Raw genomic sequence first — 22,324 nt, 5'->3', positions numbered from 1 at the left:
TGCGGAGCACCACTGCCACTACACGTACCTGGTACAACTGCTGCCACGGCTTACGCCGGTTTGCCGTGCCCGTCGTGATGACGGGCGGCCTGCGGCAACGCCTGATACCACTGCACCACCCGCTCGACCGCCTGGTCGATGGATAGCGCCGAGGTATCCAGAAGCTGCGCATCCGCTGCGGGCTTGAGCGGCGCGGCCGCACGATGACTGTCGCGCGCGTCGCGTTCACGCAAATCCCGGAGCAAGTCATCCATATTAGCAGAAAATCCCTTCTGGATCAATTGCTTATGCCGGCGGGCCGCACGGGCCTCCACGCTGGCGGTCAAAAACACCTTCAGGACCGCGTCCGGGAAGATCACCGTGCCCATGTCGCGGCCGTCCGCGACGAGTCCCGGCAGCTTGCGGAAGGCCCGCTGGCGCGCCACCAGCGCCGTGCGCACCGCTGGGTGCGCGGCAATCACGGAGGCCCGGTTGCCCACTTCCTCGGCCCGGATCTCGGTCGAGACATCCACGCCGTCGAGCTGCGCCAGCCCTTCGCGGAACGTGATGTGGAGATCGTCGATCAGCTTCGCCAGGCCGTCGGCGTCGTCGGAGGCAATCGCGTAGCGCAGGCTCGCGAGCGCCGCGAGCCGGTACAGCGCGCCGCTGTCGAGCAGGTGAAAGCCGAGATGGGCGGCGACCAGCGTGGCCACCGTGCCCTTGCCGGAAGCGGTCGGGCCGTCGATTGCGATGACGGGCGTCGGATAAAAGGGACGGTTCGTTTTCATGCTGGCTGCAATGGCAACTTCAATATCGGCAACAGGGGCGGAGGGCGGGCGGCTCGGGACTCAGGGCTGCGCGAGTGCGAGGAACCGGTCGAAATAGTCGGGGAAGGTCTTGGCCACGCACTTCGGATCGTTGATCCGCACCGGCACGCCGCCGAGACTCACGAGCGAGAAGCACATCGCCATGCGGTGGTCGTCGTAGGTGTCGATCGCCGCGTTGGGCGTGAGCTGCGCGGGCGGCCGCACGATCAGGTAGTCGGGCCCCTCCTCCACCTCCGCGCCCACCTTGCGCAATTCCGTGGCCATCGCGGCAATGCGGTCGGTTTCCTTCACGCGCCAGCTCGCGATGTTGCGCAGCGTCGTCGCGCCGTCCGCGAACAGCCCCGCCACCGCGATCGTCATGGCCGCGTCGGGAATCAGGTTGAAGTCCATGTCGATGGGGTCGAGCTTGCCGTGGTCGTTGCCGATCCCGCGCACTTCGATCCAGTCGTCGGCCATCGTGACGTTCGCGCCCATGCGCCCGAGCGCCTCGGCAAAGCCGATATCGCCCTGGATGCTCGCGCGCCCCACGCCTTCCACGCGCAGCGGTCCGCCACCGATGGCGCCCGCGGCGAGAAAGTACGACGCCGACGAGGCGTCGCCCTCGACCATGATCTTGCCCGGCGACTGGTAGCGCACGCCCGCCGGCACTTCGAAGCGGTGCCAGCCCTGGCGCTCGACCTTCACGCCGAAGCGCTCCATGAGCTTGATCGTGATCTCGATATACGGCTTCGAGATCAGCTCGCCGTCCACCTGCACGACGGTCACGCCGTCCTTGGCGCGAACGAGCGGCAGCGTCATCAGGAGCGCCGTGAGAAACTGGCTCGACACGTCGCCGCGTACGGCGATGGGCGCATCGACCGAAATCGCCGCCGGGCGGATGCGCAGCGGCGGATAGCCGTCGTTCGCCTCGTAGTCGATCTTCGCGCCGATCTGCCGCAGGCCGTCGACGAGGTCGCCGATGGGCCGCTCGTGCATGCGCGGCACGCCGTGAATGCGGTAGTCGCCGCCGTTCACCGCGAGCGCCGCCGTAAGCGGGCGCACCGCCGTGCCCGCGTTGCCGAGGAACAGATCGGCGCGCCGTGCCGTGAACGCGCCGCGCGTGCCCTGCACGACGCAGGTGTCGCCCTCGCGCGCAAGCTTCACGCCGAGCGTTTCGAGCGCGGCGAGCATGACGCGCGTGTCGTCGGAGTCGAGCAGGTTTGTGATCGTGGTCTCGCCTTCGGCGAGCGCCGCGAGCAGCAGCACGCGGTTCGAGATGCTCTTCGAGCCGGGCAGACGGATCGTGCCGGACGCACGGGAGAACGGTCCGAGATCGAGGTGGTCCATGAGTGTGTCCTGAGAATTCGGTCGCCGGTGGGGGCGCTTGGCGTTTTGGCGGCTTACCAGCCGCCTCGCCCCCTGTCGGCCGTGTTACTTGTCGGGGGCCGCGTCGGCGGCCCGCTTGCCGCCGCGCTCCTGCCACGCGGCACGCGCCGCGCGGGAGCGCGCGAACACCGTTTCAAGCGCGGCGCCGTCGCCGGCATCGATGGCCGCGCGCAGCTTCGCCAGCGCTTCAGTGTAGGCATCGAGCTCGGCGAGCAGCGCCGTGCGGTTTGCGAGGCACACGTCGCGCCACATTTCGGGACTCGACGCGGCAATGCGCGTGAAATCGCGAAAGCCGCCCGCCGCGAACGAGAACTTCAGCTCGGCGTCGGGCGAAGCGAGGATCTGGTCCACGAGCGCGAACGACAGGACATGCGGCAGATGGCTCACCGACGCGAACACGCGGTCGTGCTGCGCCGCGCTCATCGTGCCGATCACGGCACCCGTCGCGCGCCACATCGCGGCAATGCGCTCGACCGCTTCCGGCGCGTTCTCCGCGAGCGGGCACAGCACCACATTGCGACCGACGTAAAGATCGGGCAGCGCGGCTTCGACGCCGCTCGACTCGCGCCCCGCAATCGGGTGGCCCGGCACGAACTGCGCAATGCGCGCGCCAAGCGCCGCGCGGGCGGCCTCGATCACGTCGCTCTTGGTGCTGCCCGCGTCGGTGATGAGCGTGGTGTCTTCGAGATGCGGGACGATGCGCTCCAGCAGCGCGTGCGTCTGCGCGACCGGGGCGGCCAGCAGCACGATATCGGCGCCCTTGAGCGCTTCGGCCAGCGCCGCATCGTCGTCCAGCGCGGCGGCTGCGTCGATCACGCCCAGTTCGAGCGCGCGTTCGACCGTGTGCAGGCGCCGCCCCACGCCGATCACGCGGCCCGCGCCCTCCGCGTCGCGCTCCCGCAGGCCGCGCGCGAGCGATCCGCCGATCAGGCCGACGCCGAAAATCACCAGTTTGCTGAAGGAAAACGCGCTCACGGCATCACCGGAAAAAAGAAGACATGGGGCAGCTCACGCGCTTGCGAGCGCGCGTTCGAGCGCCGCGAGGAACGCGGCGTTCTCTTCGGGCAGGCCGATCGTCACGCGCAGCCACTGCGGCAGCCCATAGTTGCCGACCGGACGCACGATCACGCCCTGCTTGAGCAGCGCGAGGTTCACGCGGTCGCCGGCCCCGTCGTCGTGGCCCACGCGCACGAGCACGAAGTTGCCGTCCGAGGGCACGTATTCGAGGTTCAGGCGCTCGAACGCGGCCGTCAGCAGGCGGTAGCCTTCCGCATTGAGCGCTGCGCTCTTTTCGAGGAACGCAGTGTCGCCGAGAGCGGCAACGGCCGCGGCCTGCGCGAGCGTATTCACGTTGAACGGCTGACGCAGACGGTTCAGCAGATCGGTCAGCCCGGGCTGGGCGATCGCGAAGCCGATGCGCAGCCCCGCGAGCCCATACGCCTTCGAGAACGTGCGCGAAACGAGCAGGTTCGGATAGCGGCGCACCCAGGCGATCGAGTCATAGCGCTTGTCGGCGGCGAGGTATTCCGTATAGGCCTCGTCGAGCACGACCGCGACGTGGCCTGGCACCTTCGCGATGAATGCTTCGAGCGTCGCGCCGTCGATGAACGTGCCGGTCGGATTGTTCGGATTGGCGACGAAAACAAGGCGCGTGTCGTCGGCGATCGCCGCGAGCATCGCGTCGAGATCGTGGCCATGGCGCACGGCCGGCGTCACGAGATGCCGCGCGCCCACGCCCTGGGTCGCGAGCGCGTAGACCGCGAACGAGTACTGCGAATAGACGATCGACTGGCCGCGCTCGACACAGGCGTGCGCCGCGAGTTCGAGGATGTCGTTGCTGCCGTTGCCGAGCGTGATCCACTCGGGCGGCACGTCGTAGCGCGCGGCGAGCGCGGCTTTCAGTTCGAACGCGTTCGAATCCGGATAGCGGCCCAGTTCGCTCGCGGCCTGCGCCATGGCGCGCTGCGCCGACTCGGGCATGCCGAGCGGGTTTTCGTTCGACGCGAGCTTCACGATGCGCGCCTCGTCGAGCCCGAACTGGCGGGCGACTTCAGAAATCGGCTTGCCCGCGACGTAGGGCGCGATGGCGCGCACGTAGTTCGGGCCGAATTGCGAGGTCATGCGGGTCTCTCCATGCAGAGTCGGGCCAGCGGCCCAGGCGGCGTGCGGCGAAACGGGTCCCGGCGCACTATTGGCGCGGGACACCGCTTCAGCGCGAGCTCGGGTACGAGCCCAGGATCTTCAGATACGCGGCCTTCGAGTCGAGATCGTGGAGCGCGGCGGCAACCGCCGGCTCGTCGCGATGGCCTTCGAAGTCGATGTAGAAGTAGTACTCCCACGTGCCGACGCGCGCCGGCCGCGACTCGAAGCGCGTCATCGACACGCCGTGGCGCGCGAGCGGTTCGAGAAGCTTGTAGACGGCGCCCGGCTCGTTCTTCACCGACACGATCATCGACGTCTGGTCGCGGCCCGTCGGACCCGCCGGCTGCTTGCCGATCATCACGAAACGCGTGCGATTGTGCGGATCGTCCTGGATCAGCGCGTGCGCAATCAGCAGACCGTAATGCGTCGCCGCGCGCTCGCCGGCGATGGCGGCCACGGCCGGATCGGCGGCGCCGAGGCGCGCGGCCTCGGCATTGCTCGCCACGGCCACGCGTTCGAGATGCGGCGCATTCGCCGTGAGCCAGTGCTGGCACTGCGCCAGCGCCTGCGGATGCGCGCACACGCGCGTCACGCCGGTCAGGCTGCCGCTTTGCGTCATGAGGTTGTGCTGGATCGGCAGGGCGATTTCGCCGCCGATCACGAGCTGCGTTTCGAGGAACAGGTCGAGCGAGCGCGACACCGCGCCTTCGCTCGAATTCTCGACCGGCACGACGCCGAACTCGGCCGCGCCCGCTTCGACGGCGCGGAACACCTCGTCGATCGACGGGCACGGCAGGCCCACGACCGACTGGCCGAAGTACGTGTGCATCGCCTGTTCGCTATAGGTGCCGACCGGGCCGAGATACGCCACCGTAATGGTCTTTTCGAGCGAGCGGCTCGCGGCCATGATCTCGCGCCAGATCGCGCCGATATGCTCGTTGGAAAGCGGCCCGGCGCTCATGTCCTGCAGACGCGAGATGACCTGCAGCTCGCGCTCCGGGCGGAACACCGGCGCGTTGTAATGCTTCTTGACCTCGCCCACTTCGAGCGCCACCGCCGCGCGCTGGTTGAGCAGCGCGATCAGTTGCGCGTCGATGGCGTCGATGCGCTCGCGCAGCGGCTTGAGTTTGGTATTGAGTTCGTCGTCCATGCGTGAAACCGGCAATCTGAAAGGAGTCGCGCGCGCAAAGCGCCTGTGGCGCTTACGCGTGCTTCGCTTCGAATTCCTTCATGTACTCGACCAGCGCTTTCACTGCCTCGAGCGGCACCGCGTTGTAAATCGACGCCCGCATGCCGCCGACGGACTTGTGGCCCTTCAGCTGCAACAGCCCGCGCGCCTTCGCGCCGGCGAGGAAATCTTCGTTACGTGATTCGTCGGCGAGGAAGAACGGTACGTTCATCCGCGAGCGCGCACGGCGCTCCACCTTGTTGATGTAGAAGCCGCTCGCGTCGATCGTGTCGTAGAGCAGCTTCGCTTTTTCGATGTTGCGCGCCTCGATGGCGGACAAGCCGCCCTGGCGCTTGAGCCACTTGAACACGAGCCCGGCGATATAGATCGCATACGTGGGCGGCGTGTTGAACATGGAGTTGTTCGCGGCAACCGTCTTCCATTCGAACGCCGACGGGCAGATCGGCATGGCGCGATCGAGCAGGTCCTCGCGCACGATCGCCACCGTCACGCCGGCCATGCCGATGTTCTTCTGCGCGCCGCCGTACAGCACGCCGTATTTGGCGACGTCCATGGGACGCGAGAGGATGTGCGACGAAACGTCCGCCACGAGCGGAATGTCGCCCAGCTCGGGAATCTCGAACGTTTCCACGCCGTCGATCGTCTCGTTCGTGCAGAGATGGACGTAGGCCGGGTCGTCGGAAAGCTGCCATTCGCTCCTCGGCGGCGAATGCGTAAAGCCCGCCTCGGTGCGCCCGCTGGCCGCGATGTGCGAAGCGCCGTACTTGAGCGCTTCCTTCTGCGACTTCTGCGACCAGGAGCCCGTGATCACGTAGTCGGCGCGCGGCTTCGCGCCGAAGAGATTGAGCGGCACGATCGCGTTTTCGCCGATGCCGCCGCCCTGCAGGAACAGGATGTGGTGGCTCGCCGGGACCGCCATCAACTCGCGCAGGTCGAGCAGCGCCTCGCTGTGGATCTGCATGAATTCCGGGCCGCGATGGCTCATTTCCATCACGCCCATGCCGCTGCCGTGCCAGTCGAGCATTTCGTCGGCGGCCTGGCGCAGCACCTCTTCGGGCAACGCAGCAGGTCCAGCGGAGAAGTTGAAGACGCGCATCGTGAGAAGACCCCGGGAGGCGGCGCTAAGACCCGAAAACGCGCCTGAAATAGAAAATGGCCGTTTGCGCTGACACGCAAACGGCCATTATCGCACTGTCGCAAGGAACCCGCCAACGCGGGCCCGGCGGCCGCCGGCGCGCGTAAATCGTCTGTCGGGCCCCTGCTGCCGGACCCGGGGCGACGCGCGCGCCTTGCGGCGGCCGATTACTTGGACGTCTTGGCGACGTTGGCGACTTCCTGGTCAGCCTGCTGGCGCGTTGCCTTGATCGACTGCGGCATGTACTTCTGCATCAGACCGTTCACGACGTCGCGGCCCACCTGGTCTTGCACCTGGATGAACTTGCGGCCGGTCGGGCTGCGGTAGAACGTCGTCAGATCCTTGATTTCCTGCGTGCTGTAGTACTTCGCGTAAGCGTCGTACTGAGCTTGCATTGCGTCCTGCTGGAAGGCCGGGGTCGCGAAGACCTGGCCTGCCGAGTCAACCAGCTTCGGCACGGCGTTCTTTTGCAGCGTCGGGACGGAAGCCTGCTTCTGCTTGTCCGTCATCGCCTTGTTTTCCGACAGTGCGTCCGACAGGATTGCCGGGACGAGCTGCTTGGCCTGCATTTGCGCGCTGTTGCCGATTGCGCCGACGAGCTTTTGTGCGTCGATCGCGTCGAGCAGGTCCTTGATCGCGGCTTGCTTGGCCGGATCGACCGGTGCTGCGGCAGCAGCCGGCGCGGACTGGTCGGGCGCCTGCTGGAGCGCCTGAGCCATCGCAAACGTCGGCACGAGAGCGGCCAGCAACACAACCTGCTTGAATCGTTTTTGCATCATTACTCCCTTAGAGAAATTAGTCGAACTGCCTGCCGGACGGGATCATACGGGACCTACCCGGACCGCGGCACATGCGTCGCCCGCAGCCCGTGATCCGCAGCGCGATCCGGCCGGCACCACCATTCAGGACTTACTGCGCTGACGGCCCGCTCGCGCGGACCGCCGCATTGCTTTACTCCAGGCTTTCACCCTCGCCCGGCTCGGCGTCGCCCGCCTCGCCGTCACCATCGGCCTCGGCCTCTGCCACCTGCTGCAGGCCGGAGAGTTTCGTGCCTTCGTCAAGGCTGATGAGTGTAACACCTTGCGTCGCGCGGCCCATTTCGCGGATCTCGGAAACGCGCGTGCGGATCAGCACGCCCGTGGTCGTGATCAGCATGATCTGGGCTTCCGGATCGACGAGGGTCGCGGCGACCACCTTGCCGTTACGCTCGGAGGTCTGGATCGCGATCATGCCCTTCGTGCCGCGCCCGTGACGCGTGTACTCGGTGATCGGCGTGCGCTTGCCATAGCCGTTCTCGGTCGCCGTCAGCACCGACTGCTGTTCGTCGCCGGCCACCAGCAGGGCGATGACCTGCTGGCCGTCGTCGAGCTGCATGCCGCGCACGCCGCGCGCTTCGCGGCCCATCGGACGCACGTCGTTTTCGTCGAAACGCACGGCCTTGCCCGCGTCGGAGAACAGCATGACGTCGTGCTCGCCGTCGGTGATGGCCGCGCCGATCAGGTAGTCGCCGTCATCCAGGCCGACCGCAATAATACCCTTGCGCAACGGGCGGCTGAAGGCCTCGAGCGGGGTCTTCTTGACCGTGCCGAGCGCGGTTGCCATGAAGACGTATTTGTCGGCCGAAAATTCCTTCACCGGCAGGACAACCGTGATCTTTTCGCCGTCCTGGAGCGGGAACATGTTCACGATCGGACGGCCGCGCGAGTTGCGGGAGCCCTGCGGCACCTCGTACACCTTCACCCAGTACACGCGCCCGCGGTTCGAGAAGCACAGGATGTGGTCGTGGGTATTGGCGATGAAGAGCGTGTCGATCCAGTCGTCGTCCTTCATCGAAGTGGCCTGCTTGCCGCGACCTCCGCGCTTCTGGGCGCGATATTCGGACAACGGCTGCGATTTCACGTAACCGGCGTGCGACATGGTCACCACCATGTCCTGCGGCGTGATCAGGTCTTCGGTGTTGAGCTCGGTCGCGTTCATCTCGATCTTCGAGCGACGTTCGTCGCCGAATTCGCTCTTGATCGCGGTGAGTTCGTCGGAGATCATGACCGTTACGCGCTCGGGGCTCGCAAGGATGTCGAGCAGGTCGGCGATCTGGGCCATCACTTCGCGGTACTCGCCGATGATCTTGTCCTGCTCCAGACCCGTCAGACGCTGCAGGCGCATCTGCAGGATTTCCTGCGCCTGGGTGTCGGACAGACGGTAGAGGCCGTCGCCCTGCATGCCGTACTGCGGGTTCAGCCCTTCCGGACGGTACGCCTCGCGGCCGCCGGCGGCCGCATTTTCGGCCTCGGCGCGCGCGAGCATCTCGCGCACCAGCGACGAATCCCACGGGCGGTTCATCAGCTCCTGCTTCGCGACCGGCGGCGTGGGCGCGGCCTTGATGATCGCGATGAATTCGTCGATGTTCGCGAGCGCGACAGCGAGGCCTTCCAGCACGTGGCCGCGTTCGCGCGCCTTGCGCAGCTCGTATACAGTGCGCCGCGTCAGCACCTCGCGGCGGTGCGACAGGAAATGGTCGAGCATTTCCTTCAGGTTCAGCAGCTTCGGCTGGTTGTCCACCAGCGCGACCATGTTCATACCGAACGTGTCCTGCAGCTGCGTCGCCTTGTACAGATTGTTGAGGATGACCTCGGGCACTTCGCCGCGCTTCAGCTCGATCACGACGCGCATGCCGCTCTTGTCGGATTCGTCGCGGATATCGGAAATGCCTTCCAGCTTCTTCTCGTTGACGAGCTCGGCAATGCGCTCCAGCAGCGAACGCTTGTTCACCTGGTACGGCAGTTCGTCGACGATGATCGCCATGCGCTGGCCGCGGTCGATCTCCTCGAAGTGCGTGGCGGCGCGCATCACCACCCGGCCGCGGCCGGTGCGATAGCCGTCGCGCACGCCTGCGACGCCGTAGATGATGCCGGCGGTCGGAAAATCGGGCGCGGGAATGATCTCGATCAACTCGTCGATCGTCGCCTGCGGATTTCTCAGCAGGTGCTGACACGCATCGACGACTTCGTTGAGGTTGTGCGGCGGGATGTTCGTGGCCATGCCGACCGCGATGCCCGACGAACCGTTGATGAGCAGGTTCGGGATGCGCGCGGGCAGGATCAGGGGCTCGCTTTCGCTGCCGTCGTAGTTCGGCCCGAAATCGACGGTTTCCTTGTCGATGTCGGCGAGCAGTTCGTGGCCGATCTTGGCCATGCGGATTTCGGTGTACCGCATGGCGGCGGCGTTGTCGCCGTCGATCGAGCCGAAGTTGCCCTGGCCGTCCACCAGCATGTAGCGCAGCGAGAAGCTCTGCGCCATGCGCACGATCGTGTCGTAGACAGCCGTGTCGCCGTGGGGGTGGTATTTACCGATGACGTCGCCGACGATACGCGCCGACTTCTTGTAGGCGCGGTTCCAGTCGTTGTTCAGTTCGTGCATCGCGTAGAGCACACGCCGGTGCACCGGCTTGAGGCCATCGCGAACATCCGGGAGCGCCCGCCCGACAATCACGCTCATCGCGTAGTCGAGATACGAGCGGCGCATTTCCTCCTCGAGGGAGATAGGCAGAGTCTCTTTGGCGAATTGATCCATTATCGATGTCGTATACAGGCACACGCGAGGCACGCGCGGTTGATCCGCCGCAGTCTCCCCGCCGCGGTTTCCCGGTTACCCGGGAACGGCGCCGGGAACCGCGGGAAGCCGGCCTGGGAAAGCCGGCAGCACCGCTTGCGCACCCTGCTGTCGCATGGACGCCGCGGACGCAGCGCATCACGCGATTCTACCATGCGCGACACCCCTGGCCGCGCTCTACGTATACCTATTAGTGGGGGTGCCGCCAAACCGCTCAAAACGCCCGAAAAAGGATGCGCGAGGCTCGCGAAAGTGAGCAGCACGCGACAGAGGCGGGACAAACCCGGTGCAGCACACACCCATTTGCGTGACACTGTCGGAACCGCGTCAGACCCAGGGTATCCCGCGGGAACTTTTTGTTGCGGGTGTACCACATTCGACCGGCCCCGAAGAAAGGGGCGGATTTTTTTTATCGTCGGACGGGAACGATATGGCAAAATGCCAACGCACAAAGTTAGACACGGCTCGAAGTCTACACAACACGTTCGCCGCAACGCGCCAATGTTATACTTCGAGCAATGTATGACTTGTCTTCGTCATATGGCTCGCAGTAAACCTGCGGTAATCTCAATTTCGAGAGGAGAAATATGAATAAACTTTCAAAGCTCGCGTTCATTGCAGCTACCGCAGTCATGGCTGCATCCGCTCAGGCACAGTCGGTGCCGGCGTCGCGACAAGCCGTCAATGACAACTGGGTGAATGGTACCGGCGAATACGTGTGGATGAACGGCACGAACGAGCTTTGCTGGCGCGATGCATTCTGGACGCCGGCCACGGCCAACGCAAAGTGCGATGGCGCGCTGGTCGCCCAGGCACCGCAGCCGCCGGTCGCTCCGCCGCCGCCGCCGGCTATCACGAGCCAGAAGATCACGTATCAAGCCGATACGCTGTTCGACTTCGACAAGGCTGTCCTGAAGCCGGCTGGCAAGGAAAAGCTGGATGATCTGGCAAGCAAGATCGAAGCGCTGAACCTCGAAGTCGTCGTGGCAACGGGCTACACCGACCGCATCGGTTCGAACGCGTACAACGACCGTCTGTCGCTGCGCCGCGCGCAAGCCGTCAAGTCGTACCTCGTCAGCAAGGGTGTGCCGGCCGACCGTGTCTACACGGAAGGCAAGGGCAAGCGCAACCCGGTCACGACGGGTTGCAACCAGAAGAACCGCAAGGCTCTCATCGCCTGCCTCGCACCGGATCGCCGCGTGGAAGTCGAAGTCGTCGGCACGCAAAAGCAGTAATCCGCGAGTCGCGACTGGAAGTCTCAAAGCCCCGCTTCGGCGGGGCTTTTTTATTCCCGGCCTCTTCCCCGTTGCGCGCTTGCCGGCACCGCGACGGTGCGCAGCTTTTTGCCGCCATTTGAGCCCGCCTGTATACTCAGGGTTTATTCTCACTCACCCGCGCCGCGCATCAGGCCACCCCGACATGACGAATGCCGATCCCCACGAGCTGCAGAAATTCAGCGATCTCGCTCATCGCTGGTGGGACCCGAACGCGGAGTTCAAACCGCTGCACGAGCTGAACCCCATCCGCCTCAACTGGATCGACGCGCATGCGCATCTGGCCGGCAAGCGCGCTCTCGACATCGGCTGCGGCGGCGGCATCCTGTCCGAGTCGATGGCCGGGCTCGGCGCGGCCGTCAAGGGCATCGACCTCTCGCGCGAAGCGCTCGGCGTCGCCGACCTGCATAGCCTCGAAAGCGGCGTCACCGTCGATTACGAAGAGATCGCCGCCGAGGCCATCGCCGAGCGCGAGCCCGCCTCGTTCGACGTCGTCACCTGCATGGAAATGCTCGAACACGTGCCGGACCCGGCTGCCGTGGTCGAGGCGTGCGCCACGCTCGTGAAGCCGGGCGGCTGGGTGTTCTTCTCGACGCTCAATCGCAACCTCAAGTCGTATCTGCTTGCCGTGATCGGCGCCGAATACATCGCGCAGATGCTGCCCAAGGGCACGCACGATTACGCGCGCTTCATCCGCCCGTCCGAGCTGGCCGGGTTCGTGCGCGAAGCCGGGTTGCACCTCGTCGAGATCAAGGGCATTACCTACAACCCGCTGACCCGGCGCTTCTCGCTTGCGAACGATTCGAGCGTCAACTACATGATCGCGTGCCGGCGCAGCGCCTAACACGCCCGCCTCCTTCCGAAATGACTGCCTTCCTTACGCCAGGCGCCTGCGACGCCGTGCTGTTCGACTTCGACGGCACGCTCGCCGACACCGCCCCCGACCTCGCCGCCGCCGTGAACCAGATGCGCCACGCGCGCGGCCTCGCGGCTGCGCCGCTCGAACGGCTGCGGCCGCTCGCTTCCGCGGGAGCCCGCGGACTGATCGGCGGTGCGTTCGGCATCGGCCCGGACCACCCCGAGTTCGCCGCGATGCGCGAAGAGTTTCTCGCCAACTACGCGGCCAACCTGCGTATCGAGACGGCACTCTTTCCGGGCATCGACGCCGTACTCGACGACCTCGACGCGCGCGGCGTGCGCTGGGGCATCGTGACCAACAAGGTCGCGCGCCTGACCGACCCGCTCGTGAAGCTGATGCACCTCGACACGCGCGCGGCCTGCGTCGTGAGCGGCGACACCACGCCCTACTCCAAGCCGCACCCCGCGCCGCTCCTGCATGCGGCCGAGGCGCTCGGTGTCGAGCCGCAGCGCGCGGTGTACGTGGGCGACGACCTGCGCGACGTCCAGGCGGGCGAGGCGGCGGGCATGGCGACGATCGCCGCCGCTTACGGCTATTGCGGCAACGAAGTGCCGCCGTCGCAGTGGAACGCAAGCTATGTGGCCGATACGACGGCCACGCTGCTCGCCCTTATCCAGCACGTCGGGAAGGCGGCCTGAGCGGCAGCGCCGTTGAAAAAAGGCGTGGTTCGCCTCATCTCATGAACTATGGGATAATTGACCCTTCCTCTGGGGCCGACCTGGTTTCGACAGGGGTTATGAAGCAGTCAGGGCATGCCGAGGACCCGTCACCTCGTTAATCAATGGGAAAAACGTAACTGCAAACGACGATACGTTCGCACTGGCAGCCTAACGGCCGCCGTCCTCTGCCTGGCTCACTGACGGGCTAGCGTCGCAAGACCGGTAGCAATACCGCCAGAGGTCATTTACGTCAGTTAAGCTCTGTTGGCGTCACGACGGCAGAGTCGAAAATTCAGTGAATCGCCGTAGCGCAGCGTGTTCGTCCGCGTCGCTGCGGTTAAATCAAATGACAGAACTACGCATGTAGAACTGGGTGTGGACTGCCTTTGGACGCGGGTTCGATTCCCGCCGGCTCCACCAGATACCTTCCAGACGTTCACCACGTTTCACCATAAAACCCCGCCCGGCCTTGCCTCGCGGGGTTTTTTGTTGCAATCTTTCACCAACCACTCCCAGCAGCAACAACCCCCGGACGGGGGTTGTCTTGGGGGTCTTCCGCAATTCCTCCGATCGACAACCCCCAACACCCCGCAGCGGCAACCCCGAACGAGAAAGCATATGGCCCTGACCGATTTGGCGATCCGCAATGCCAAGCCAGCGGAGAAACAGCAGAAGCTGTTCGATGGGGGCGGTCTGCACCTGCTGGTCACGCCGGCGGGCGGCAAGCGATGGGTGCTCAAGTACCGCTTCGGCGGTAAAGAGAAAAGCCTCGCCCTCGGCATCTACCCTTCCGTGACGCTGGTCGAAGCCCGCAAGCGGCGCGACGAAGCGCGCGACAAGCTGGCCGCCGGCATCGATCCGAGCGAGACAAAGAAGGCCGAGAAGCGCACCCAGCGTCTCAATGCCGAGAACTCGTTCGAAGCGATCGCGCACGAATGGCACGCCAAGTACGCGCCCACATGGTCGGATGGCCACGGGGCTCGCATCCTGCGCCGCCTGGAGGTTGACGCCTTCCCGTGGATCGGCAGCAAGCCCGTTGCCGACCTTGCCCCGCCCGACGTGCTCGACGTGCTGCGCCGGGTCGAGAAGCGTGGCGCGCTTGAAACCGCCCACCGGCTTCATGCCAATATCGGCCAGGCGTGCCGCTATGCCGTGGCAACCGGGCGCGCCCAGCGCGACGTAACTGCGGACCTTCGCGGCGCTCTCCCTCCTGTGCAGGTTGAGCATATGGCGTCCATTACCGACCCGAAACAGGTGGCTGAGTTGCTGCGCGCGATCGACGGCTATCAGGGCACTCTCCCCGTGAACTGTGCACTGCGCCTTGCTCCGCTGCTCTTCCAGCGCCCCGGCGAACTGCGCGCTGCCGAGTGGACCGAGTTCGACCTCGACGCCGCTACGTGGGAAATCCCGAGTGACCGGATGAAGCGCACAAAGCAAGGCAAGGCGGCCGGTGGCGCGCATATCGTCCCGCTGCCCGCGCAGGCCGTCGCAATTCTGCGTGAGCTGTACGCGCTCACGGGCAATGGCCGCTTCCTGTTCCCGAGCGTCCGGACGAAGAATCGCCCAATGTCCGACAACACGGTGAACGCTGCCCTGCGCAGGCTCGGCTATGACGGCAACACCATGACCGGCCACGGCTTTCGGGCGACGGCGCGCACGATCCTCGACGAGGTCCTCGGCGTGCCAACGGCGATCATTGAGGCGCAGCTCGCGCACGCAGTGAAAGATCCGCTCGGGCGTGCTTACAACCGCACCGCCCATCTGGCGCAGCGCCGCGAGATGATGCAGAAATGGGCCGACTACCTCGATCAGCTCAAGACGGGAGCTCAGGTCATCCAGCTCAACGCAGGAGCGCGCTCATAACGCCTCAACGATTCCACGAGGCAAGTGCGTCGGCATACTGAAATACACGGCCTCCGAGGACATCGAAAGAATCGTCACTAAGCGCTGCCACAACCTCCGGGCAGACATTTCGTCCGAACGCGTGCTTGCGACCAAGTTCCGGCTTCTCAACCTCCAGGACGTGAGCCAACGCGGCCATCGAGACGAGCTGCTGCGGGGTCGGCGTTCGAGAACGGAGCCATTCGTCGTAGTGCCGAAAGTTTGCCGCCGCGGCACACACGATAGGCCCCACGCACTGCCCTTTGACCACTGGCCCGGCGTTTGCCCATGCCTCGCTCGGTGCCTTCACCTCCACGCGCAGCCTCTGCAGCATATTGTTCAGGATGACGACAATCGAGCCAGCAAACACCTGAGCGTTCGTCTCCTCCGCGCCAAGCGCATCGCTCATTGAATGCACGGCCGCAATGCTGACGTCGTCTGAAAGGCCGAAGGAAGCGACAATATCTCGATCCATTGCACCGTTCGCATATCGCTCGCTGGCGGCCCGCCCCTGGACAAAGAGGGTGTGTAGCGTAGGCACAGTGAATCGCCATTGCTGCACGAATCTATGCATGGCGGCGAATCTGCTGTCGCCAAGCTGAAGATCGCCGTGAGCCGTTAGGGCAAGATCTCCGTTCACGACGTGTAGATCGGCTCCTGACGCCAGATAACCCAATCCGAACTGTTCGACGATACCCCCATAAGTCGGAACATCCATTTCTTCCCTCGATCGCGAAAGGCGAGTGGGATTTTGCGCCGCGAGCACTCTCGATCTCGCGGCGCCGTATGGCCAAAGTGGCCCGCCATCAGTCGCCAGTATCTGATTTTGGCACACGGTAGCCCAGTGGATTCCGGAGATAAAGGTGAAGCTCCTCATTGCGCCAGACCGTGCATCGCAATGTCAGTTGAATCGGCTGCGGCGCGCGGCCTTCCAGACAGCGCTTGCGCCACGTCTCGCGCGACACCCCCACGAACGGCTCAATCTGGTGCCATCGCGAAAGGCCGACGAGCGGCAATGTATCGGCGTGCTTACGCATTACGCACCTCCGTCGCGGCCAGCTCCGCACGCCCATACACCCGCTCCACCCACGTGCCGCGCCCATCACCGTGGCCGAGCCACGTCGACACACCAGCAGCAGCCTCGCGCCGCGATACGCCCGCCGCCTTCATGCGCTGCAGATGCTTGACCGTGTACGCGTACCGAAGGCTGTGCGGCGCGTTCTCGCCGGTCATTCCGGCCTTGCGCACGACATAGTGGTAGCGGTCCATCGCCCGTTTCAGATCGGGCTTGCGCACCAGCTTGCCGCCGGAGTGCCGGCTCAGTTCAATTGCCCGTGCCACGAGCTCGGCGGCGCGCAGGCGGTCAAGCGGCGGGCTGCGACGTGTCTTGCCGCCCTTGGTCCCGTGGATGATGGTCACGAACCCATCCGCTACCTGGTTCACGAGCGCCCGATGCCAGTCAGCGAGCGACTTTACCGCGCGCACGCCCTCCTCGGCACGCAGGCCGAACTCGGCCTGCAGCTCCAGCACCATCGCGACACCCGGATCGAGCGCGGCGACGATTGCGTGGTGAGCCTCGAACACCTCGCGCGCCATCGGCCGCTTGGTGCCCGCGCGACTCGCTCCGCCAGCACCCAGGGCGGCGTTGCTCATCTTGTCCGCAAAGGGCCGGCGCTTGATGCCTTCCAGCGCAGTCCGGATGTGCGCCATGTTATTGGCGATCGTGCGCTTGGTGCGGCCGCGCGCCAGCATACCTGCCGCCCACGCTTCGACGTGCTTCTCCTTGAGCTGCCTCGCCGTGTGGACCTGAAATCCCTCCTCCCAGGTGAAGATGGCAAAGCGCGCGAGCGATTGCTCACGCCCCTTGCGGGTGTGGTGTGCCTGTTTTCCGCGCGCCGAGCGCGCAGCGCGGCACAGGTCGGCCGCCAGCGATTTGTGAGACATGCGTGTACCCCGTCAATCCAGCGTTGAGGCTCGACCCCAGGTTGTCTCCCTCGATGGGCCACGGGATGCCTGCGCGCTACGCGCAAGGGAGACAACGAACGGGGGCACGAGCCTGTGCCGGTGAGTTCGGGAGCGTGCTGCGCCAGCAAGCCGACGCAGCCTGCACGACCTCGCCATAGGCGACAGTCGCAGCAGGTGGACGCTTCTCCCCGTTCGTTCCGTGAATTTGGCTGGGCGATCGATCAGGGGGCGCCAATGCCCTGACCGCGCGAATCGATAGGTGCCAGGCGAGCCGGCACGAAGTTGCAAACGCCGCGGCCACGCGCGCCACCGCTCGTCACACGGACGAAGACGACAGACGCAACGAGGCCCGGCGCAGGCGCTGGGGAGCGCACGTCACGGATTGATGTGCCGCAGAAGCGGCGAACGGAGATTTCACTACCCGCCTTTCGCGGAAGGCGAAAGACGAGCGGGACGCCTCGTCGAGCGACGAAGCAGTTGCATCGTCCACCAGAAAGCTATGGACGGATTTTGGGTGTCGGGCCCAACTTGAAAATTAATGGCGATGGAGCGAACCACCGCGCCCGCAGAGCGGGCTTCCACTTCATGGCTGGAGATATCCCAGCTGATTTCGTCGATGCCTCGTACCGAGGCGGGGTTTTGCAGCGACAGGTTATTCCGACGAATGCAACCTGTGCAAGCAATTTCGTTGCTGGCGCAAGCGCGGGGCTCCGTCGAGTCGGGCGTGACGCGCTCGATCGCAGAGTGACGCATTCGAATTTTCGCGATGGCCTTGGGCCGGCTGCCGTTTTCGCAAAGTGATGCGCTCGTCGCAGCGCGCGACACCACCGTAGCGATCGCGCAACACGGAGCGCTAGCGAATCGAGACTATGGCGGTGCGATGACGCCTCCGCGCGGCGACAGAATGGCGTCGGAGAGCCATCAGCGCTCCCTTGGGTGCCAGTCTCAGCCGCAAAACTGCTCGCACTCCTTGACCGCCGCGGCGCTCGTCGATGTACTTCGCCAGATCCTCCACGTGCACACCTTTCGCGGTCTTTTGCGAGCCCTCGATGCGCACGAGCGGAAGCTTGATCTCGCCCAGGCTGATCTTGCGGTTGAGCTTGTCCGGTGTGAGGTGCGTGAAGTAGAAAGGTCGTGTTGATAGGCTGTATCCGGATGCTCGGCTGAGGAAAAAGGCGAGCTCGGGGCTCCCCGGCTCACCTTCGCAAGATCATGCAGCCGCTATCGCCCAGCAGCGCCGAAAGATCCTCTTCGATCCACTCCAAGCGCGTGTTGATGGTATAGACGCCCACAAGCACCCCGCGCACGCCGTACCCGTTACGCACCGGATAGGGGTACGTAAGCAGCATTCCTCGATGTAGACGCACTTGCCGCGTGCCGAGGATCTGCAGCTTCACGTAGACACGCTCGGCGAGGGCGCGGGCGCGCTGACCCGGTGCACCAGCCGAGGAGACGCAACGGACCGGAGCATTCACTGGAAGTCCCTCCGTCCGCGAAGAAATGCGACTTTCACCGGGCCTCCCGCGGTTCGCTGTGGTGCGCCAATCAGCGCGGCTGTCCCGCGCGAAGGATGTCGGAGGCTGCGCTAGGGCCATCCTCTGCGAGCGCAGCAAGAGATGCGACGCTGAGCGCGAATCGTTGTTCGCCCTCGCTTTCGGCATCTTCATTTACACGCTCGGCATACTGCCGTAGTTCAGAGGCAATTCGGCGCCTTTGCTCATCGGGCAATGCGCGGGAGATTGCAACGAGTACGGCCGACACGAGCGGCATCGGGTCGGTTTCCAGCGAATACGTTTGTTTGCTCACAGCAGCCTCATATCAGGATATTTTGGGAGGAGTAACGTCTGCTCAGGGCAACAACGAATTGGGTGCGCGTTGGCCATAAGCCTGATCGCGAATTCAACCATGCACGTCGGAGCCATTCAGGACGAGTTGCACAGGCGCGTTCGGGTCACCTTTGATGGTCAGCGGTAACACCTTGCCCACCAGCGAAAGGAACGCAGAAGCGGTGCGAGGATCTTGCGCGCGCTCCACGAGATAGGCGACACCGCCAGCCTCATCGAGCGCTTGCCGGATCATCTCTTTCACCTCGACGGTCATCTTGTTCGGCACGCCTTTCTTGCGGCCGGGGCCGGGCGTGCCGTCCCCGACGACACGTTTTTTCGCGGTTTGTTTTACGGAGGACGGCATTTTTATCTTGCCCTCGGATCATGCGATTTGCGGGAATACCAATCCGACACAAAGTCCTGACACAGCCCGAGGTTGGTGAACTTGATGCACCGATCCTCACGCTCGGGCGAGTATTCCTCCGGCCATCGCGTGATGACGTAGGCGTCGCCACAGTTGCGCACGTTGAGAAGCGCGCCTTTGCGCCAATCGGCGGACGGTTGGACAGGAACGTCTGCGGCTGATTCGCTCTGCTCGATCGGCGCTGGCAATTGCTCGCCTTCATCAGCGCCGGGAGGCGCAAGGCGCTGAACTTTACCGTGCGGCATAGCGCAATCCCTCCAGAACCGGCGCGAGGTCCGCGCGCAAACGAGCAATGTCCGAAACGAACCCATCAGCGTCTGGCACGCAGCCGCGCTGAGTAGCCGCGAGCCACCAGTCAACGAATTCGACCGGAAAATAACCGCAGATCGACCACACAGCGTCCAGACATGGCTTCAGCGCATCGGCGAGCCATTGGGAATCGGCATGCAGCGATAGCCGCTGTCGAACGGTCTCCTCGGCCGCACGCCTGTCGCAAGGCATATTAATTCCGTTGACGCTGCCGGCCTGCCGGTAATCGAGCAGCAGTTCCTCATCCGCCGCGATGTCCCGGATCGCATACATGTCGATGTCGCTGTCCGGCGCAGCACCGGTGCGAATGCCGGCGATGTTCGGCCGGATCGAGTGATTGGTGTATCGGCCCGCAGGGGTCCGGTTGCGATCAATGCGCGCTGGCACAACGAGTTCGCCGCGCCTGAAAGCACGTTTCGCGTAAAGACCCTGCCCGTGCAAAAGCGACGCACGGAGCTCCACTCGGTCGGCAAACGGTGCCGGCATCGCCACCTGATCCGTCTTGCGCGTGAGAAGTGCATCCATCATCTGCTGCGTAAGCCCGAATTCAACGCGGAATCGGGAATAGTCGATCTGGTCAGCACCAATCGCAACGGTCGTTATCGTAGACATATTTCCCCTCGCTAGTGCCTCGATGAAACTCATGGCAATGCCTTCAGCTTGTTGCGCGCGTCGAAAAGCGACAGCCCGTCCGGCTCGACCAGTTCAGCCTCAATCTCGTCGAGGTCGGTTTTCTCGGTCCGATGCACGGTCATGTAAGTCACATCGGTCACGGCAAATATGGCGCGCTTTGTGCCGGGCTTCGAGACGAGCACCGCGGGACCAGTCACCTCATGCGCGGGCCCGTCGCCCTGTGTGATGCGCACAGTGCCGCAGCACACGATGTAGAAGTGCTCTTTGCGGTGCACCTTTCCCACGACGAGCACACCTGCAGGCTGTGACACAGAGCGGCCGTAGACGTCACCTGAAAAATAATGCTGCGTCGGTAGCTCGATCTGGGGCATGGCCGACATGGCGACCTGAAGCCGCTCGACCGCTTTGCGCCCACCGCTATGAGCACCAAACGACTCCCTCATCGGGATCTGAGCCTGGACGCTGTGAGGGTCACCGCTTCCGCCGCGCGGCACTGCGTCGCCAACTGCCATTGGTTCGGCCGCCGCGTGGGCCGCATTCCCTTCCTGCCTGGATCTAGCCGAGCACCGGCCAGCATTGCGATGCTTCTTCGTTGCCATGTCTACCTCCTTGAAAATCGCTCGCCTCACCGAGCACCACGGTGAGCGCTCCGCCGCGGGTGCGGCAACGCGCGCGATGTCGAGTGCATGCTTCTGGAGCGATGAAAAGCGATTCATCGCTGCCATTGCTGGTTCCACGTGCCCGAGCTCAGATCCAGATGCCGCGCGCCGCCGCTACGCACATCGCGAAACTGCAGGCTGGCCGCGTCGAACCAGAGCCGTATGCGCCCTTCCCACGTGTGGTGGCGCTGCTTCACGCAAATGAGCGCGGTGTCGGCCTGCAGCTCGACCTCCTCGCGCTTTTCAGCGGTCAGCGTCTCCTTGCGCAGCAGCTCTTCCTTCGATTTATTGCGGTGGACGATCAGCATGTTGTCGACCAGGTCAGCAATCTCGCCCGCGCCCTTCATGTCGAACTTGTCGGGCACGTTGGCCTCTTTCTCGCCCTTGCGTGCGTGGTGCACGAGGTGAATGTGCACGCCGGTGTCGCGCGCGAGCGAACACAGCGCATCAACGAAGGCTTTCTGGCCCGCGTAGTCGTCCGGGGCGATGCCGCACTTGAGCAGGCTGTCGATCACGACGTGGTGCACGCCGAGCTCCTTGCGGCAGTACCGGGCGACAGCGAGCATGCGGGTGCGCTCGACCGTGCCAACGTGGGCGTACAGCCACAACCGCTCGTTCGTCCAGCGGCCGAACCCGCGGATGAAATCCGGGGCCGGCTTCTCGTTGGCTGCGGCCTGACGCGCGAGGCGCTCCATAGTCGCGATCGGGCGCATCTCCATCGACGCGATGCACACGCGGTCGCCCGCAGTCATGGCGTGCAGCATCACCTCGCCGAGGACGGCGGACTTGCCGTGGCCGTTTATGCCGCCCCAGAGCGTCACTTCGCCCTCGCGAAAGCGAAGCGTGTCGCCCACGCTGAGCCAGGGCGATGCGGTTCCGGGTGCGGCTTCCTTCGGGCTGTGCAAGTGCGAGACCAGATCCTCGACAAACTCACTGGCGGGACGCACGTCCGCGCGGCCGTCGTCCTCATCGCTGGCATACGCCTCCCAATCGATCGAATCAGGCAGTGTGCGGGCCATCAGGCCATCTCCATGGGGTTGTTACATCGTTCGGCGACGAGCTGCACGACGAGCTCGCACGCGTGGTCATAGGGGGCCGGCAGCGTGTCGCCCGACGCGTCAAGCAGGCGACGCGCAAGCGTGCGCGATGCAGGCCAGTGAATCGGTCCGATCGGCATCGGAAACCAGTCGAAGAGCGCGAAATCCTGCCCAGGCACCGTGCTCATTTCGCCGCAGTGCACGCGCGGGCCTTCGGCGAAGGTCAGCACGAGCGATTTCGGCACGACGGCGGCAATGTCCGCCAGCACGCGCAGCAGATCGCCCCAAGGCACATCGGCAGACGCAAACACCTCGACGTCGAGCGCGGCAACCGGGCGCCAGTCATAGCGCTGGCCAGCCACCGCCGAGAGCGTCACGTTGTTGAAGTTCAGCGGCCCGGCGAGCGCCACGAGTACCGGCAGCTCGGGCACGTTGCCGCTCTTGCGCATGGCGACGAGCTCGGCGGAGTTGCGGGGGTAGCGGAGGTCCATG

23 protein-coding genes, 1 other RNA gene and 1 pseudogene are annotated in these 22,324 nt (G+C 64.8%); 5 read left to right on the top strand and 20 right to left on the bottom strand.

The window, feature by feature from the left end; translation table 11 throughout:
• Positions 1–50: 50 nt before the first annotated feature.
• From cmk to gyrA, 8 genes are all read right to left on the bottom strand, one after another.
• Positions 51–767: a (d)CMP kinase gene (gene cmk / locus BFE01S_RS18680; protein WP_028226804.1), complete on the bottom strand. Its 717-nt coding sequence runs from the start codon at positions 765–767 to the stop codon at positions 51–53.
• 60 nt (positions 768–827) lie between these two features.
• Positions 828–2,132, bottom strand: coding sequence for a 3-phosphoshikimate 1-carboxyvinyltransferase (gene aroA, locus BFE01S_RS18675; RefSeq protein WP_028226803.1), 1,305 nt, complete (start codon positions 2,130–2,132; stop codon positions 828–830).
• Positions 2,133–2,216: 84 nt separating this feature from the next.
• A complete protein-coding gene (locus BFE01S_RS18670; RefSeq protein ID WP_028226802.1) occupies positions 2,217–3,146 on the bottom strand; it encodes a prephenate dehydrogenase in 930 nt (309 codons plus the stop codon).
• Between the two features lie 33 nt (positions 3,147–3,179).
• Positions 3,180–4,292 (bottom strand): histidinol-phosphate transaminase, encoded by a 1,113-nt coding sequence (gene hisC / locus BFE01S_RS18665; protein WP_028226801.1) that lies wholly within the window; start codon positions 4,290–4,292, stop codon positions 3,180–3,182.
• Between the two features lie 88 nt (positions 4,293–4,380).
• Positions 4,381–5,463 (bottom strand): prephenate dehydratase, encoded by a 1,083-nt coding sequence (pheA, locus tag BFE01S_RS18660; protein ID WP_028226800.1) that lies wholly within the window; start codon positions 5,461–5,463, stop codon positions 4,381–4,383.
• A gap of 52 nt (positions 5,464–5,515) precedes the next feature.
• A complete protein-coding gene (serC, locus tag BFE01S_RS18655; RefSeq protein WP_028226799.1) occupies positions 5,516–6,598 on the bottom strand; it encodes a 3-phosphoserine/phosphohydroxythreonine transaminase in 1,083 nt (360 codons plus the stop codon).
• Between the two features lie 206 nt (positions 6,599–6,804).
• On the bottom strand, positions 6,805–7,413 hold the full coding sequence (locus tag BFE01S_RS18650) for a DUF2059 domain-containing protein (protein WP_028226798.1): 609 nt from the start codon (positions 7,411–7,413) through the stop codon (positions 6,805–6,807).
• 175 nt (positions 7,414–7,588) lie between these two features.
• A complete protein-coding gene (gene gyrA / locus BFE01S_RS18645; protein ID WP_084170038.1) occupies positions 7,589–10,207 on the bottom strand; it encodes a DNA gyrase subunit A in 2,619 nt (872 codons plus the stop codon).
• A 626-nt stretch (positions 10,208–10,833) separates the two neighbouring features.
• Between gyrA and ompA the strand changes: the two genes are divergently transcribed.
• The 5 genes from ompA (at position 10,834) to BFE01S_RS18625 (ending at position 14,961) form a co-directional block, all read left to right on the top strand.
• Positions 10,834–11,481, top strand: a complete 648-nt coding sequence (ompA, locus tag BFE01S_RS18640; protein WP_028226796.1) for an outer membrane protein OmpA — start codon at positions 10,834–10,836, stop codon at positions 11,479–11,481.
• Between the two features lie 184 nt (positions 11,482–11,665).
• Positions 11,666–12,364 carry a bifunctional 2-polyprenyl-6-hydroxyphenol methylase/3-demethylubiquinol 3-O-methyltransferase UbiG gene (gene ubiG / locus BFE01S_RS18635; protein ID WP_028226795.1) on the top strand — a complete coding sequence of 233 codons (699 nt, stop codon included), beginning with the start codon at positions 11,666–11,668 and terminating at the stop codon, positions 12,362–12,364.
• 20 nt (positions 12,365–12,384) lie between these two features.
• Positions 12,385–13,077, top strand: coding sequence for a phosphoglycolate phosphatase (gene gph / locus BFE01S_RS18630; RefSeq protein ID WP_028226794.1), 693 nt, complete (start codon positions 12,385–12,387; stop codon positions 13,075–13,077).
• 71 nt (positions 13,078–13,148) lie between these two features.
• Positions 13,149–13,518: a transfer-messenger RNA gene (gene ssrA, locus BFE01S_RS42240) on the top strand.
• Between the two features lie 198 nt (positions 13,519–13,716).
• Positions 13,717–14,961, top strand: coding sequence for a tyrosine-type recombinase/integrase (locus tag BFE01S_RS18625; RefSeq protein WP_028226793.1), 1,245 nt, complete (start codon positions 13,717–13,719; stop codon positions 14,959–14,961).
• A 4-nt stretch (positions 14,962–14,965) separates the two neighbouring features.
• Here BFE01S_RS18625 and BFE01S_RS18620 read toward each other — a convergent pair whose 3' ends face one another.
• The 12 genes and pseudogenes from BFE01S_RS18620 to BFE01S_RS18565 all read right to left on the bottom strand — a co-directional run bounded on the left by BFE01S_RS18620 (position 14,966) and on the right by BFE01S_RS18565 (position 22,323).
• Complete coding sequence (locus tag BFE01S_RS18620; protein WP_028226792.1) at positions 14,966–15,697, bottom strand: hypothetical protein; 732 nt, start codon at positions 15,695–15,697, stop codon at positions 14,966–14,968.
• Positions 15,698–15,785: 88 nt separating this feature from the next.
• Positions 15,786–16,016: a helix-turn-helix transcriptional regulator gene (locus BFE01S_RS43215; protein WP_084170037.1), complete on the bottom strand. Its 231-nt coding sequence runs from the start codon at positions 16,014–16,016 to the stop codon at positions 15,786–15,788.
• Positions 16,009–16,923, bottom strand: a complete 915-nt coding sequence (locus BFE01S_RS18615) for an integrase domain-containing protein (RefSeq protein WP_028226791.1) — start codon at positions 16,921–16,923, stop codon at positions 16,009–16,011. The genes BFE01S_RS43215 and BFE01S_RS18615 overlap by 8 nt, the downstream gene beginning before the upstream one ends.
• Before the next feature lie 966 nt (positions 16,924–17,889).
• Positions 17,890–18,070, bottom strand: a pseudogene (locus tag BFE01S_RS43210) (pyocin activator PrtN family protein); the annotation flags it as partial.
• Positions 18,071–18,140: 70 nt separating this feature from the next.
• On the bottom strand, positions 18,141–18,419 hold the full coding sequence (locus tag BFE01S_RS44415; RefSeq protein WP_169742646.1) for a hypothetical protein: 279 nt from the start codon (positions 18,417–18,419) through the stop codon (positions 18,141–18,143).
• A gap of 70 nt (positions 18,420–18,489) precedes the next feature.
• Positions 18,490–18,750, bottom strand: a complete 261-nt coding sequence (locus tag BFE01S_RS44410; protein WP_156967072.1) for a hypothetical protein — start codon at positions 18,748–18,750, stop codon at positions 18,490–18,492.
• Between the two features lie 93 nt (positions 18,751–18,843).
• Entirely contained in the window at positions 18,844–19,134 is a 291-nt protein-coding gene (locus tag BFE01S_RS39270) for a hypothetical protein (protein ID WP_052420929.1), read from the bottom strand.
• Between the two features lie 2 nt (positions 19,135–19,136).
• Positions 19,137–19,439 (bottom strand): hypothetical protein, encoded by a 303-nt coding sequence (locus BFE01S_RS18585; protein WP_245621139.1) that lies wholly within the window; start codon positions 19,437–19,439, stop codon positions 19,137–19,139.
• Positions 19,426–20,148, bottom strand: coding sequence for an SET domain-containing protein (locus tag BFE01S_RS18580; protein WP_028226786.1), 723 nt, complete (start codon positions 20,146–20,148; stop codon positions 19,426–19,428). Before BFE01S_RS18580 ends, BFE01S_RS18585 begins: the two co-directional genes overlap by 14 nt.
• Complete coding sequence (locus BFE01S_RS41965) at positions 20,145–20,861, bottom strand: hypothetical protein (protein WP_052420928.1); 717 nt, start codon at positions 20,859–20,861, stop codon at positions 20,145–20,147. The genes BFE01S_RS18580 and BFE01S_RS41965 overlap by 4 nt, the downstream gene beginning before the upstream one ends.
• A complete protein-coding gene (locus tag BFE01S_RS18570) occupies positions 20,849–21,814 on the bottom strand; it encodes an AAA family ATPase (RefSeq protein WP_028226785.1) in 966 nt (321 codons plus the stop codon). Before BFE01S_RS18570 ends, BFE01S_RS41965 begins: the two co-directional genes overlap by 13 nt.
• Entirely contained in the window at positions 21,814–22,323 is a 510-nt protein-coding gene (locus BFE01S_RS18565) for a hypothetical protein (RefSeq protein ID WP_042337965.1), read from the bottom strand. The genes BFE01S_RS18570 and BFE01S_RS18565 overlap by 1 nt, the downstream gene beginning before the upstream one ends.
• Position 22,324: the final 1 nt, after the last annotated feature.

This window comes from Paraburkholderia ferrariae NBRC 106233 (genome assembly GCF_000685035.1).
Classification (GTDB): domain Bacteria; phylum Pseudomonadota; class Gammaproteobacteria; order Burkholderiales; family Burkholderiaceae; genus Paraburkholderia; species Paraburkholderia ferrariae.
The sequence above is the reverse complement of the archived record's forward strand: the minus strand, read 5'-3'. Positions and strand labels throughout refer to the sequence as shown.